Consider the following 14,570-nt stretch of genomic DNA (forward strand, 5'->3'; position numbering starts at 1 on the left):
CGCGTTCGGGGATCAGTGCGCGTTAGAGCCAGGTGTAAGCGGCCATGAAAAACTGCCCATAGGCGGCCACCGTTTTCAGATCAGCCCGGCTTCCCTCGCGGGCCAGCTGAGCAGCCACCCGCGGGGCTCCGTAAACCTGGTGCGAGTCGTTGAAGATCTTGGCGATCTTCGCATCCCTTTCCCGCTGCGCGGCGGCCCTGGGCGACGGGCCGGCGCTCTGGCGATGCCGCCAGGCGTAGTAGCCGGACTTGGAAACCTGAAGCAATGCCGCCATCCGGGTCAAGGCGAACTCATCCTTCAACGCGTGCATCAATTCGAACCGTTCGACCGATGTTGCTTCGACGCGAAGAAGGACGCTGCTTTTCCCAAGAACCGATTATCCTCGCGCAGATCGAACACTTCCTTGCGCAAGCGCTTGAGTTCCTCACGTTCGGACTCGTCCAACGCTCCAGTCGCCTCACCGTCGAGGCCGCGGCGGGATCGTTCCTTCTTCACCCAGGTGCCCAGTGTTTGCTCCCCGAGGTTCAGCTCTTTGGCGACCGCCTTGATAGTGCGTCCGGTGTCGATAACCAGACCGGCGGCTTCCCTGCGGTACTCCTCGGTGAAAGACCGACGTTGCTTTTTCATATTGCTCATTAGTGACATCCTCTCAAATGCGAGATCGGCTGATCCCGCTTATTCGGGTGTCCACTAATTCAGGCTAACCCCAAGCTCGAATCGTTCTCATGCTGGATGATCAACGACCAGAAAATCTAAAGCGGCTACAGCTGCAAGCCAAACTTCACCAAATCAACAAAATCGCATCCCGTTCCTTGTCTGTTACACACGAGGCCCCGCTACAAATTTCCCATGACTTAGCCAGTCCAAATGCTACGCATCAGCCTTTATTCGAATACGTCCAGGAGACTAAACGGGTACACATTCTCGAACCCTACCTGGCATTTGCGCTTAGTTATGGATCCGATGATCTATTGTCGTAGAGTTTACTGCTCTATAACTCCACGACCTACCAATGGGTTGCAAGACGTCTCACCGGCGCAGCTAGCCTTATGGATCCTCAAAAGCGTCTGCTTTAGCATCAATAAGTTCGCGAATCGTCGCGATCTTGCGCTGACGCCGCACCGACGGCGTTGTCCGCATTGTTACACAAACCTACATTCGGTAGTACACATCCGGTTCAAGGTCCGGCTTCCACCCTTGGTTTTTGGGGTGCGTGGACAACCACCGGACCAGCTCTCTGAGCAAGTCGTTCAGTTCCTCGAGCAGTACGATTTGACGATGCACGAAGGTCTTGTCTGTGATGTTATTGCGAAGGGCGTGGGCTGGCCTCTGTCTGGCCTGGCGGACCTCCCGTAGCGGCCGCATAAAATCCTTCACGACGGTCGCTTCGATACCCCTGTCCTCCTCCAGATAAGCAGCTAACCGGGTCAGTGTGCCGAGATTCTGGTTGTTTTTATCCTTGCGTCGCGCACCGGCTGCGTCCAGACCGTCGTGACGGATATTGTCCGAGAGCAGCTTATCGAGCTGGACGATGAACTCGTCCCACTCACGCTGCGAAGGACGCAGGAGCCAACCAAAATCCAGTGGTCGGTCGGTGTGCTTGAACAGGGTTTCACTGAAGGCTCCAGTCCATAGTGCGTTGAGGCTCTTGAGTTCAAGGAACAGATGGTCGAACGGGCCGATGCCGTCTTCCCAGTGGCCCATCTGAGCACTCCACCACGCTGGGTGCGGTTCGAGACAGTCGTCTTTCACCTGATATGAATGCCATCGCTGCTGGTGCTCAGGAGTGAGTTTGGCCAGGTCTCCGTAAAACGCAGCGACGCGGCGCACGATCGGCGTATTACCGTCAGTTCGGTCATAACTGGAGAGGTCGTAGGCGAACCCGATATGGCTCAGCGAGACCTTGTCCCTATCGAGCTCGGTCTCATCGAGATAAGCATCGTCGCCAATGCCCATCTCGACGCCGAAGTCCCAATATCGGAAGTGATAGCGCGGATCGTTTCGATACGGCTCGAGCACGTCGAAGCTGAAATAGGCCAGTTCGAGCGCCCCACGTCCCTTCGCCAACGCCGAGCCGAACGGTTGCCCCTTTAGGCGAGCAGGAACGCGCACACTTTTCAATGCAAGCGGCGTTGGGTAGAGCACCACGCCGTATCCCTCGCTGGCTATCCCGTCGAGCGAATCGCTCTGTGATTCGATTGTGCGCCGCGAAGGCCAAGGACGGATGTGTGGGTTCGGGTAGTCAACCTCCGACACCATTACCTGGAGATTGCCGTCAATGACCAGTCCCTTCGCTACCTCCACAAGAGCGGGATCGACATCCGTATAGAGGTAGAGTCCGTTGAAGTCGCCGGATTTCAAGTACTGTCCCACGACGGCATTCATCAAGTCATCGGGTACGGGATCGATTCTAGGATTGGTCATGGGGTAATTAAAACGCACGCAACATTCCCTGTGAAACGCCCGATCAGGAATCTGACTAACCGACGCAAGCATGGTGCCGTCGGATTCGTACGTGTGTGTCACAACACACGAACGTCTCACAACCCATAGGTTGCAAGACGTCTCACCGCACGCCACTCCCTGGCAAAAAATCCACAGAATCTCAACGGTCCAAAATTCTCACAACTATGTATCGCAACCAATGGCGTAAAATCATGTCTGCACCATTAGTTGCGAGACACTTCTTGAAGGACCGATGACTAAACTGATCGGCTACGCCCGCGTATCCACCAATTCGTTCGTTGGGGTCCATGGATGTCCCGGGCCCCGGGTTGCTCGCCGTGGTGGTGGGGATGGGCATCGGCCTCCTGAGTCAGGGGATGAGGACGAGCCGTCCGCGCAGGCTACCTTCAGCCAACCTGGCGTGGGCTGCCGTTACCTCATCGAGCGGGTAGGTCTGTGCGACGCGGGCCCTAATTTCACCTTGGTCGGCGAGGCGGGAAAGCTCGGCGAGCTGGGCGCCGTCGGCCCGCACGTCGAGCGCATCGACACGGACGCCGCGTTCCGAATCCGGTTCCTGTCCCGGCCACAAGCCGACGTAGGAGCCACCGTCCCGGACTGCGGCGATCGCCTCGTTCCCCAGGCCTGCGGCGTCGAGCACACCGTCGAAGCCGGCAGGTGCAAGGTTCGCCCCGCGGGTCAGGAAGTGGTTGGCGCCGCGAGAGACGAGGAACGGTATGTCGCCGGCGGAGGCCAGCACGGTGACCTCCAGGCCCTGTCGGTGGGCCAACTCCACTGTGTGCCCCCCGACCCCGCCGGCCGCTCCCGTGACGAGCAGGCTTTGCCCCGGCCGCACCGCCAGCAGGCCCAGGGCCTGCGCTGCGGACAGCGCGTTCAGGGGCAGCGCCGCGGCATGGACATCGTCGAGGGAGGCAGGGGCCGGGGCGATGGCTTCTGCGTCAAGCACGACGTAATCGGCATGTGTGCCCAGCGGCTCATTGTGGCCCGTGGCCAGGCCTATGACCCGGTCCCCGACAGGCCAGTTGACCCCGGCCCCCACGGCATCAATCGTGCCGGCAACATCCCAGCCGAGGCCGATCCGTTCCCCCTCACCGCCGAAGACCCCCGAACGCATGGCAGCGTCCACCGGATTCAGCGCAGCCGCGCTGACCTTGATCCTCACCTGCCCGGGTCCCGGTACAGGTACCGGGACCTCTGTGATCTCGACTGCCTCGGGTCCACCGAAGTGGGAAACTGTTGCGGCGCGCATGAACATAGCCTTCCTATGGTTTGGGTGTGGGCGGTCGTTTCTGCCGCATCGGCTGAACCTTCCGCTGTTGGGTGCGTGCGAAGCCGAACGTCAAACGTGACGGCCCGGGGTGATGGTCTCGACCGTGCAGGTCCTGTCGGTCTCGGCCAAATGATTGAAAACGAAGATGGCCATTCTTTTCAAGTGCCTTGGTCGGATGGCCCTAAACCGGTTTCTTACACATGGTGCGTAACTCCATAATGGGACAGTATTGAATTCGATACAAAAGGCACACGCGTGTGCGTAACAGGAAGGGCAGGTGCGCCATGAAATCCGACCCGAGCATCCGGCAGGCTGGGGCACTGTCCGGGCCGTGTTCCCGCTGGCCGGCGGAACACGGGGAAACCATCCGGCAGATCATCGAGCGGGCGGGCAACAAGTGGGCCGTGCTCGTGGTCAGTTCGCTTCAGGGCGGGCCCCTGCGCTACACCGACTTGCTTCACTCCATCCCGGGTCTCTCCCAGCGAATGCTCACCCACACCCTCCACCAGCTGCGGCGTGACGGTCTCATCACCAGAACCGCCTATCCCGAGGTGCCCCCACGGGTGGTGTATGCACTGACTGATCTGGGCACCACCCTGCTCATCGCCATCACCACTCTGATCGACTGGGCCGGAACCCACCACGACGAGATCCAGGACAACCGCATCCGATTCGACACGGCAGAGGCCATCACCTGACGCCCCGTGCCGGCCGGACACCAAAAGCATGCAGGGCAAGGCCGATCGGGGGCAAGAGGGCACTTCCTTATCTACCACCGGAGTCCGCGTCCGCCCGCGCTCCATGGACCCGTCGGGATACAGACAACCCGCCGCGGAGCCGGCATCACCGGACCAACCCGTCACCTATTATCGGCTGTAGGCCGACCTGAGGCACCGGCCGCTGCCCTGAAGAGCTAACAGGATCGCCTCCAAAGCAGGAATGCCAGGGCTGGCTCGCGCCAGGTGCTCACGACCAACCAGCCACAGCCGGGTCCGAGACAGCGCAAGAGTACAGTCCATTAGAATAACGGCTGATACCAGTACTAAGCCCGGGACCGGGCCCCTGTCTGTCAGGGTTTGAATAGAGGGTCAGCAATCACCGGGTAAGTATTATCTGAACTGTGTTCGACCTTCTGGACTACGAGATTGTCTCTGATCTCATAAGTAGTCCGAACTGGGCGTCCAGCACTGTCTACAGCCCAGGGTGCTGCAACAGTTCCATAAATTTCTTCGTTCGCATCCTGAATAAGGACATGCTCTTCGAGAATCTCAGCAGACCCGTTACCTTGTTGATAGCTCCCTCACCCGAGGATGATGGGAGCTGTCGGCCGGCCAATCCCGGCACGGTGTCTTGCCCCTGCATATCCAATAGTCCGGGGGGGTGTTGCCACCGGGATTGGATGGCAGCGAGGTGATTGCTAATCAGGGGCACGGCGCCAGGAACACTGGACGCCAGTCGTAACGTGGGTGTAAGGCTTTGCTACCGACGGTTGGTCGACCGTGAACAAATCATCGGTTCAAAGGAGCACCGGTCATGAACACCACGGAAATCGATATTTTCCTCGGGCTCGACGTCGGAAAGACCGACCATTGGGGCTGCGCCGTGACGGTGGAGGGCACCACCATCTGGAATAAAACCCTGCCCAACGACGAAGCAAAGCTCACCAAGGTCTACCAGGCTCTCAGCGCCCAAGGCGCCGTACTGGTGGTCGTGGACCAGCCTGCGACCATCGGTGCCCTGGCCGTCGCGGTCGCCCAGCACCTGTGCATCACCGTGGCCTACCTGCCCGGGCTGACCATGCGACGGATCGCGGACATGTATCCGGGCACGGCCAAAACCAACGAAAAGGATGCGTTCATTATCGCTGCCGCGGCCCGCACCATGCCGCATACGCTGCGCAGCGTGCGGGTCTCGGATGAGGAAGAAGCCGCCTTGGGCATGCTCACCGGCTTCGACCTGGATCTCTCCCGCCAGATCACCCAGACCAGCAACCGGATCCGCGGGCTCTTCACCCAAATCCAGCCCTCGCTCGAGCGGGTGGTCGGTCCGTGGCTGGAGCATGATGCGGTGCTCTAAGTCCTCGCCGCTTGGCCTATCCCAGCAGCGTTGAAGCATGCCGGCAAGGCCAGGATCGATGCGAACCTGACAAAGCACGGAGCCCGCCGGCACACCGCCTGGGCCGGCGCCATCCTGGACGCGGTGGATGAGCAGACAGTGGTCGTGGTCGGCACTGAGGCGGCCGGGCTGGTCATTCCCCACTTGGCCCGGCAGCTAATCGCCCTGCATGCCCAGCGAGCCGACGTAGCCTCCCATCTTGAAGCTATGGTGGAGTTCCGCCCTCTTTGCCCGGTCCTGACGTCCAGGCCAGGGGTTGCGGTCAGGACCACTGCAGTATTCATTGCTTCAGACCTCCGGCAAGACCTTTGATAGTGCCGCCGCCTTGGCTTCCTATGCTGGGTTGGCGCCCGTCACCCACCAGTCGGGCACCTCGATCAAATCCGAACGCGTCAGCCATTCAGGCAACAAGAGATTGAAGCGAGCGTTGTTCCTTTCGGCGTTCGCGTCCATCCGTTTCGACCCTGCCAGCCGCGCTTACTATGACCGGAAACGGGCCCAGGGAAAACGTCATAACCAGGCGCTCATCGCGTTGGCCCATCGCCGGCTGACGGTGATGTTCGCCATGATCCGGGACAGGTCGCTTGACGATGCTCCGGTGGTGGATGCTGCTTGACAAAATACATAGGGGCACCCCCCATCAGGGATTAGATCGTAGAAAATTCCTGGGGCTGTGAAGCATCTGTAATCGCTACGGATAACCGAACCGAAGCATCTTGCAGAGGTTGAGCAATCAGCCTCGTTCCGTCTTCAACTTCATAATGGACAGAGCCCTCCGATGATTCTTTACCCTCGGAGAGACTCTTATTGGGCAGAGGAACTAATCGGGCCGTTCCGCTAGAGTCAGTAATCTCAATTTTTGCAGATGATCCTGAATCGATAGCCACCTCAGTGCGGTCAATTTTCGCCTCGAATCGGCCACTTTCCATATCCGTCTCAGCCATCGGTATCTCTTCAGGAGCATAATCAGTGATCAGTTGCTCTAAGGAGCTGCTTGGTGTTTCTTCACTCGCGTATGCCGGGAAAGCAAGTGTCGAACTACACACGATACCGAGCACAGTTACAGAAGAAATATGCCGCCAGAGTCTCATGTCACCTTTACTTTTGAATTGATGAAGAACTTCAACAAAGAAGCAATACACTGCTTCTGTCTGAATAAATTAAATCAAACAGTAGCATGTATAAACTTCACTTCGGCAAACGAGGAAGTTGAGCCTGCATTAATTGTGCTCCAGCGCTTCTGCACTAGCTATTGAAGCAGTTTCCTTATCTTCCCGTTGGTTCGTTCCTGCGACAACAGCCCTATTGCACGGATGACCGGAAGTACCCCTCCGGAGCCTCAGCCACAGGGAACATCTCCGGTAGCTGCGGGTGCATGACCTTGTCATACGCGTGGAACGGGCCATCCTGCGCGGTGAGCCGATCCATCAGCGGGTAGAAGTAGTCCCGGTAGAACACCAGGATCTGCTGCGGGCCGTCCCACCGCATCTGCTCCCACGTCTCCCACAACGCGGTAATCACCGAATACACTTCAGGGTACTCATACCAGTTCGGCGCCCACGCACGCCCCGAAGGCCCATACTTCCGCAGGTAACGCGGCAGCGCGTAGCCGCGCAACCTCTGCTGCGCATCCTCATACGCGAAAGGCCGCTCCGGCTCCGCGTGCCCGGTGTCCCGCGACGGGGCCGCTGGCCGTGCCGTCGGCTCCTGGGTCTCGTCGCCGTCCAGATCCAGCTCATCGTTATTCGGTGGGATGCCGATCATCGCGACAGCTCCTGTCCTTGGATTCGAGCCGGGGCCGCCGCGGACACAACGCGTTTGCGGTGCTTCATCGCCGGCTGCGGATTCTGCGTGCTCGGCGGCAACGGGAAATCAGCATCCTTACCACCCTTCTGCTTCCACACAGCGATCACCCGTTCAGAGGCGGCACTGTGCCGATCTAACGGCAGCTTGCCCGCATCCTCCGGGCCAGCCCCAGCCGGGGCCGGCTTACCGGCTTCTTCGGCTTCGGCAGTTTTAGCGTTCGCCCGGTCAAGGTGTTCTTCGCCCTCGGCCCGTTCGGCTTGCCCCTGATGAGCGGCCTCATCCTGCTGGGCTTCCGCCGCCTCGGCAGTAGCGGTCTGCGGTGGCAGCTTCGCGCCTTCGGGCACCAGGTGCGGGAACTTCCCGGCAATCGCCCGGTCTACCTCATCGTCGTTCCCATACCAGGACGGCACATGACTGATGGTGTCGCGTCCATTAATAGACCGGTCACTCACCGTATCCGCTGGCATGCTATCAAGCAGACGCAACGCTTCCTGCTTGCTGATCTCCACATCACGTTCCAGAGCGTTGTTGTAGTCGTAATTCCGGAACGTTCCCTGCGGCTGCGCAAACCACGGCTCCTGACCCATGGGTGGCGGCTCCGCGGTGGCTCGCTGACCAGCCAAATAGTCGTCCAGGGCATCATGCAAAGCCCGGTGCCAGTCAGTCGCCGCCGTGGGATGATCCCGGTTCAGATCCTCCACATTGATCCCGAACTGGTTCCGGATACGATCAGCACCAGTCATGAACGCGCGACTGGTGCTATTGTTTGCGCCGTGTTTAGTAACCAACGCCAAAAGAGTCACCTGTCCAGCACTTGCCTCAGAACCGGTTGCATGCCAGAACTTATCGAGTACTGATTCATTGCCGGTTATCTAAGTTACGGCGCTTCAGCCTTCGCTCCGTCTTGTGTCAGCACGGAAAAACTGAACGCACCACAGTGTCATGAATGTAGCAAATACAACTTGGTTAAATCGATCGCTTCGAACCCTCGTCTCGGCTCATGCCGCGATAGTTCCCATGTCTGCCGCATCACGAGCACCACTAGACGATATGAGGTGTAGGGCTCGGCAGGTCTGGTCAGGGCTGGAACCTCCGCTTCATAATGATTGAACGCTCTACGGCGTAGCGTGGATCACCAACACCATCACCACGAACCCGTGGATTTCCTCGGGTCGGTGGCGCCACTGTTGTGTTGGTGCCAACAGATGAACGAGGAGGTTCCAGCTATGTACCAGCGTACTTTCATCGGCATGGACGTGCATGCCCGTAGCGTGAAAATCTGTGCCATCACCCCGGAAACCGGCGAAGTGCAACGCGCAGCCTTGGCCATGGACGCAGCCGGTGTCCGCCACTGGATCCTGACCCATGGTGGTGAGATTTCCACCGTCCGGGCTACCTACGAGGCCGGACCGACAGGGTACGGACTGGCCCGCACCTTGGCTGCGGCCGGGATCGCGTGTGTCGTTGCGGCCCCGTCCCGGTTGATCCGGCCTTCCGGAGAAAGGATCAAGACCGATGCCAGGGATGCCGAGCACCTGGCCCGGCTGCTCTCCTTGGGCCAGGTCACCGAGGTGCGGGTCCCGGACCTGGACGAAGAAGCGGCCCGGGACCTGGTACGGCTGCGCGAAGACGCCCGGATGGATTTGATGCGTTCCCGGCACCGCCTCTCGAAACTACTGCTGCGCCACGACTTGCTCTATCCCGGCGGCAAAGCCTGGACCGCGGACCACCGGGCCTGGCTGGAGGCGATCAGGTTCGATATCCCGCCCCTGCAGATGACCCTGCACGAGTCCATCGGGATGGTCGACACCGTCATCGAACGCAGGGACCGACTCGATGCGCAGATCGAGCTGATGGCCACGACCAGCAGTTATGCGCCGGTGGTCACCGCGTTGGAGTGCCTGCGCAGGGTCGGCCCCCTGACCGCGTTTGGCCTGGCCGTGGAGATTGGGAACTGGACCCGGTTTACCGGGAACAGCATCGGCGCTTATCTGGGCCTGGTGCCCAGTGAGCATTCCTCGGGGCAGACCCGCTCCCAAGGATCGGTGACGAAGACCGGGAACAAGCATGCACGCCGGCTGCTGGTCGAGGCTGCCTGGCACCATGCCCGCCCGTACTACGAGCCCAGCAGCACCCTACGCCGGCGATGGGATGCCGCGACACCGGAAACCAGAGCCCTGGCGCACCGGGCGAACCAGCGGCTGCACCAGCGATGGGAAGCGTTTGAGGAACGCAAGAAGCGCCGGTGCGTGGCGAACGTCGCGATCGCCCGTGAACTGGCCGGCTGGTGCTGGGCACTGGCCGAACCCCAGCAACGCACCACAGAGGACACCGTCATGGAGTCCTGAACCTTCTCCCCCGGACTTCCCGTGAACCCCTGACTCGACGGAGAGGTTCGTGACAGCGTGGAAGCAACCCGCGTCGCAACTATGAACCGCGGCGATTTGCTGCCTGCCTCAGGCGCTGATAGCCCGCGACGTTCGCTCCTAGACCAGCGGCTCTACTTCCCGCCGAAACGTCGTCATGCGGTAACCAACCCGCGGATATCAGAATCGACCACGTCGTCGCTGAAACACAGCACGAGTCACGACCCGGACTGCAGATCGAGGTCCACGGGAACCAGTAAGGCGACCACGCACCCTGTCGGATGCGGGGTCGCCTTGCCATGCCTACCTTGACAAAATCAACTACATATCAGTTGCTGAACAACTGTCGCGCCCATTCGCTGCCGGTCAGCAGCCGGTTCTCGCGCTTGGACACTTTCCAGCCCTCGGCGGTGCGGACGAACTCCCAGCGGTTGGCGCTGACGCGCTCGGCGGTCCACGGCTCGCCGCGGCGGGCGAAAACCAACGAGTGGTTCGTGGCCACTGCGGCGTCCCCGTCGATGCGCAGCGACGGCGCGGTGCCGACGTGCGCGCATCCAGCGGCCATGAAGTCCTTGTGGGTGTCGAATTCGACCAGCCCTGCCAGGTCTTCGTACTGCAGCGTGATGGTGTCGAAGGAGTAGGTCCCGCCTTCCGCCCAGAGCCTCTCGATGGCCTGGCCGTTGCCAGAGTCGGCGAAGGGGCCGTAGCTTGCGATCAAGTCCAGGATTTCAGCCCGGTCTTCCAGCGCCTGCAGGCGCTCTTCGATGTTTTTCACCAGTCCCTCCAAGGAACGATTGTGCTCAGTGTCGAGGAGAAGAGGACTTCTCCGGCCTTTGGCACCGAGGGTTCGGCGGCAAGTTGCTGTTCGGCGCCGCGGATCGCTGCACCGGTGCTCTCCGGTTCCCCGTCCACGTACAGCAGCCGGATCCGCAGTTCGCCCGGCTGGTGGCTCACGGTGTCCGCGAAAGGCAGCGTGCTGTGCTTCTGCGCGTGGCTGAAGGAGAAGGTCCAGCCTCCGGCGACCCCTGGGACTTTCAGCAGTTCCGGCATCAGCTCGGTGTCTTCCCAACGGAAGCTGTCGTGTGCGTCCAGACCGTGCGGTTCCGGGTAGCGGGTGAGCGTGATGTGCATGCCCTGGTTCGGGCGGAACGGCAGCACGTAGGGGCTGACCAGCGCGTGCGGCGCGGAGTAGCCCTTGACCGGGCGGAAGAATGCCAGCAGCTTGCGTTCAACCCCGGGAATGATGGGCCCGCGGCCCCACTGGAATGACGCTTCGCCCAGGCGGTCCCAGGCATCGACGCTGTGCTCCACTGGATCCCGGAACCAGTACATCGCCACGAAATCGGTGTCCGCGAACGCCGAGTCGGCGGCGTGCGCCGGATCCTCTTCACGGACCCGGGCCCAGCGGTCTCCCCAGGCCACGCCGGGCAGGGCCAGGTTCTCGGGGCGGTGATCCAGCTGGTGCCAGCGGTTGTACGCGCCATGCAGCGAGTCATCGTCTAGCTGGACGAAGGAGAAGAACGCCAAATCGGAGAACATGAAAATCCTTGCTCCGGAAGCTTCCGGGTCGCCGCGCGGACCCGGTGGGGGTCCCCGCCCTCCATGCTCGCGCAACGGCGGCGGGCGCTGCCGGAAGGATCCCGGAGAACGGGATCATCCCAGGCCCGCCACTAGGACTTTTTTGTAACGTGGCAGGCATGTGGCATGGCCGTGGGCCTGCATTAACTACCAGGATCTAAGGAAGCCGACTTGTCTACAGAAAAGATCGCCATTCTCGACGGCGCACGCACCCCCGTAGGCCGCTACGGCGGGAGCCTGAATTCGGTGCCGGCCCATGAGCTGGGCCAGATTGCCGCGCGCGAGGCGCTGTCCCGCAGTTCGGTCGCCCCGGAACAGGTCGACGAGGTCATCATGGGCTGCGTGGGCCAGGTCGGCCCGGACGCGTATTTTGCCCGGCGAGTGGCCCTCGGCGCGGGGCTGCCCGAATCCACTCCCGCGTTCACCGTCAACCGCCTGTGCGGCAGCGGGCTGCAGGCCATCTGGTCCGGTGCCCAGCAGCTGGCCTGGGGCGGCTCGCAATTCATCCTCGCCGGCGGCGCCGAATCCATGTCCCGCATGCCGTTCCTGGACTACGACTCCCGCGGCAACTCCCGGCTGGGCAACCGCACCGTGCTGGATGGCACGGTAGCCATGCTCACCGACCCGTTCTCCGGGCAGCACATGGGCGTCACCGCTGAAAACGTGGCGGACAAGTACGGCATCAGCCGCGAGCAGCAGGACGAATTCGCCGCCGAAAGCCAACGCCGCTCGGGCACCGCCGAAGCCTTGGCCGCCTTCGCCGAGGAGATTACCGCGGTGACCACCGGCGGGCGCAAGCCGGCCACGGTGAGCGTCGACGAGCACCCGCGCCCGGACACCACCGCCGAAAGCCTGTCTTTGCTGAAGCCCGCCTTCCGGGCCGGTGGCAGCGTGACCGCAGGCAACGCCTCGGGCATCAACGACGGCGCCGCCGCGGTGCTGCTGGCCAGGCAGCAGACCGTGCAGGAGCTCGGCCTGGGCTCGCTGGCCACCTTGGAGCATGTCACCACCGCCGCGCTGGATCCTGCCTACATGGGCTACGCCCCGACGCTGGCCCTGCACAAGCTCTTCGCCGAAACCGGCCTGTCCCCGCAGGACATCGACACCTTCGAGGTCAATGAGGCCTTCGCCGCGCAGGCGCTGGCAGTCATCCGGGACGCGAAGCTGGATCCTGCACGCGTGAACCCCTACGGCGGCGCCATTGCCCTGGGCCATCCGATCGGCGCCACCGGCGCCATCCTGCTGCTGCGCGCGGCCAAGGACCTAGTGCGCCGGGACCTGGACCACGCGGTGGTCACCATGTGCATCGGCGGCGGCCAGGCGCTGGCCGCGCTGATCAAGCGCACCGGCGCCTGATCCGCGCCGCACCCCGCGCACGGCACAGAGGCCGGGGAGGGACACCGATTACTGGGTCCCTCCCCGGCCTCTTGCCTGTGTTGCCTGCTGCCCGCTGGGCTTAGCTTTCGACGGCTCCGACCAGATCCTCGTTACCGGCGGCAGCAGTGCCGGCGGCACGCTTCCCGTTCTTCCGGTCGCGGATCAGCCAGGAAACCACGAAGCCGATCAGGCTGGTGGCCAGGACGATCGTGTAGGTCAGCGTGTAGGCGGATTCCGACGGAACGCCAACGCCCTCCACGGTGGAGGAGGCCAGCGCCATGGTGGTCACGGTCGTGCCCACGCCCATGAAGATGGTTCGGGTGACCGTGTTGATGCCCATGCCCTCGCTGGTGTTCTCCACCGGCACCGACTCGGCGACCAGGTTCGGGAACGCGGTGTAGGCGAACATGGTGCCGATGAACACCACGTTGATCGCGATGATGTAGCTCAGCACGCTGTACTGCGCCCAGAACAGCGCCCCGTAGCCGATCACGCAGATGACCACGCCGATCAGCAGCGAACGGCGCGCACCCACCTTCGCGGCGATCTTCCCGCTGATCGGCGAGCAGATGAACGCCACGGACGCGGCGCCGAAGATGACCAGTCCGCCCATGGTCGGCGACAGACCCAGGCCCACGCCGAAACCGGCCGGGGAGAGCATGATCATCGGGCCGATGATCTGCGCGGCGACCAGCGGGCCCACGCTCAGGATCGCGGTGGCCAGCTGGGTCAACGCCATCTTGTTGGTCTTCAGCAGGCGCAGGTTGATCATCGGGTTCTGGACCCGCAGTTCCCACCAGATCCAGATCGCGGCGAGGGCCAGGCCGCCGAGCACGAACTGCAAGGTGCGGGCGCTGGTGATGCCCCAGGCGGCCGCGTTCGAAACGCCGTAGAGCACCAGTGCCACGGCCGGGGCGAAGAGCAAGCCTCCGATGTAGTCGATCCTCCGGTCGTCCTTGCTCAGTCCGGTGGAACGGTCAAGCATGGTCATGGCCATGACCGCTGCGATCAGGCCCAGGATGCCGGAGACCATGAACAGGCCGTGCCAGTTGCCCAGGTCCAGCAGCACGCCGGCGACCAGGCTGCCGCCGGCGCCGGCGATGAAGGATACCGCGGCGACCAGCGCGATGGCACCGGGGACCTTGTCCTTCTCGATGCCCGCACGGGCGATGCCCAGGCCCAGCGGCAGCGTTGCGCCCGCCGCGCCCTGGAATGCGCGGCCGATGATGACCCCGATGATGGAGCCTGCCGTGAAGCTGATGATCGAGCCGACCACCGAGATGCACAGCACGATCACCAGCATCTTCTTGCGTCCGTAGATGTCTCCCAGGCGGCCGCAGATCGCGGCGGAGGCCGCGGCGACGAGCAGGAAGGAGGTGGCCGCCCAGCCGGCGGTGGCCGCGTCCGTCTGGAACTCGGCCATTAGGCTGGGCAGGGCGATGAAGATCATCGCGGATTCAAAGGTGCCGACCAGTTCCGTGGCGATCAGCACGGTGATGATCTTTGCATAGCTTGACCGAGTGGTCGCGGCTTGCTGCTTGTCTAGAAACGACGCCATCGTGTTTCCTTTGCTGTTGTCAGTGCATGGTTGCGAC

11 protein-coding genes and 2 pseudogenes are annotated in these 14,570 nt (G+C 62.1%); 4 read left to right on the forward strand and 9 right to left on the reverse strand.

Annotated elements, in window-relative coordinates:
• Positions 1-61: 61 nt before the first annotated feature.
• The 3 genes and pseudogenes from ACTX90_RS17245 to ACTX90_RS17255 form a co-directional block, all read right to left on the reverse strand.
• Positions 62-636, reverse strand: a pseudogene (locus ACTX90_RS17245) (transposase); the annotation flags it as partial.
• A gap of 516 nt (positions 637-1,152) precedes the next feature.
• Positions 1,153-2,424 (reverse strand): hypothetical protein, encoded by a 1,272-nt coding sequence (locus tag ACTX90_RS17250; RefSeq protein WP_443442563.1) that lies wholly within the window; start codon positions 2,422-2,424, stop codon positions 1,153-1,155.
• A 391-nt stretch (positions 2,425-2,815) separates the two neighbouring features.
• Positions 2,816-3,625 (reverse strand): NADP-dependent oxidoreductase, encoded by an 810-nt coding sequence (locus ACTX90_RS17255; protein WP_443442564.1) that lies wholly within the window; start codon positions 3,623-3,625, stop codon positions 2,816-2,818.
• A 392-nt stretch (positions 3,626-4,017) separates the two neighbouring features.
• Between ACTX90_RS17255 and ACTX90_RS17260 the strand changes: the two genes are divergently transcribed.
• Both ACTX90_RS17260 and ACTX90_RS17265 read left to right on the forward strand, forming a co-directional pair.
• Positions 4,018-4,431 carry a winged helix-turn-helix transcriptional regulator gene (locus ACTX90_RS17260; protein ID WP_443442565.1) on the forward strand — a complete coding sequence of 138 codons (414 nt, stop codon included), beginning with the start codon at positions 4,018-4,020 and terminating at the stop codon, positions 4,429-4,431.
• An 835-nt stretch (positions 4,432-5,266) separates the two neighbouring features.
• A pseudogene (locus ACTX90_RS17265) lies at positions 5,267-6,464 on the forward strand (IS110 family RNA-guided transposase).
• A gap of 31 nt (positions 6,465-6,495) precedes the next feature.
• On the opposite strand, the gene ACTX90_RS17270 reads toward ACTX90_RS17265, so the two are convergent.
• From ACTX90_RS17270 to ACTX90_RS17280, 3 genes are all read right to left on the reverse strand, one after another.
• A complete protein-coding gene (locus ACTX90_RS17270) occupies positions 6,496-6,939 on the reverse strand; it encodes a hypothetical protein (RefSeq protein WP_147407324.1) in 444 nt (147 codons plus the stop codon).
• Between the two features lie 211 nt (positions 6,940-7,150).
• Positions 7,151-7,612: a DUF4913 domain-containing protein gene (locus ACTX90_RS17275; RefSeq protein ID WP_443442566.1), complete on the reverse strand. Its 462-nt coding sequence runs from the start codon at positions 7,610-7,612 to the stop codon at positions 7,151-7,153.
• Positions 7,609-8,397, reverse strand: coding sequence for a hypothetical protein (locus ACTX90_RS17280; RefSeq protein WP_443442567.1), 789 nt, complete (start codon positions 8,395-8,397; stop codon positions 7,609-7,611). Before ACTX90_RS17280 ends, ACTX90_RS17275 begins: the two co-directional genes overlap by 4 nt.
• A gap of 483 nt (positions 8,398-8,880) precedes the next feature.
• Between ACTX90_RS17280 and ACTX90_RS17285 the strand changes: the two genes are divergently transcribed.
• Complete coding sequence (locus tag ACTX90_RS17285; RefSeq protein ID WP_443442568.1) at positions 8,881-10,002, forward strand: IS110 family RNA-guided transposase; 1,122 nt, start codon at positions 8,881-8,883, stop codon at positions 10,000-10,002.
• Positions 10,003-10,348: 346 nt separating this feature from the next.
• Here ACTX90_RS17285 and ACTX90_RS17290 read toward each other — a convergent pair whose 3' ends face one another.
• Together ACTX90_RS17290 and ACTX90_RS17295 are read right to left on the reverse strand one after the other, a co-directional pair.
• Positions 10,349-10,795, reverse strand: coding sequence for a nuclear transport factor 2 family protein (locus ACTX90_RS17290; protein WP_443442569.1), 447 nt, complete (start codon positions 10,793-10,795; stop codon positions 10,349-10,351).
• Positions 10,792-11,559 (reverse strand): hypothetical protein, encoded by a 768-nt coding sequence (locus ACTX90_RS17295; RefSeq protein ID WP_443442570.1) that lies wholly within the window; start codon positions 11,557-11,559, stop codon positions 10,792-10,794. Before ACTX90_RS17295 ends, ACTX90_RS17290 begins: the two co-directional genes overlap by 4 nt.
• 210 nt (positions 11,560-11,769) lie before the next feature.
• On the opposite strand from ACTX90_RS17295, the gene ACTX90_RS17300 reads away from it, so the two are divergent.
• Positions 11,770-12,954: a thiolase family protein gene (locus ACTX90_RS17300; protein WP_443442571.1), complete on the forward strand. Its 1,185-nt coding sequence runs from the start codon at positions 11,770-11,772 to the stop codon at positions 12,952-12,954.
• Between the two features lie 100 nt (positions 12,955-13,054).
• Here ACTX90_RS17300 and ACTX90_RS17305 read toward each other — a convergent pair whose 3' ends face one another.
• The gene (locus ACTX90_RS17305) at positions 13,055-14,533 is read right to left on the reverse strand and encodes an MFS transporter (protein ID WP_443442572.1); all 1,479 of its coding nucleotides are present in this window, start codon (positions 14,531-14,533) and stop codon (positions 13,055-13,057) included.
• Between the last annotated feature and the right edge of the window lie 37 nt (positions 14,534-14,570).

It is taken from the genome of Glutamicibacter soli, assembly GCF_052322135.1.
GTDB classification, from domain to species: Bacteria; Actinomycetota; Actinomycetes; order Actinomycetales; family Micrococcaceae; genus Glutamicibacter; species Glutamicibacter soli.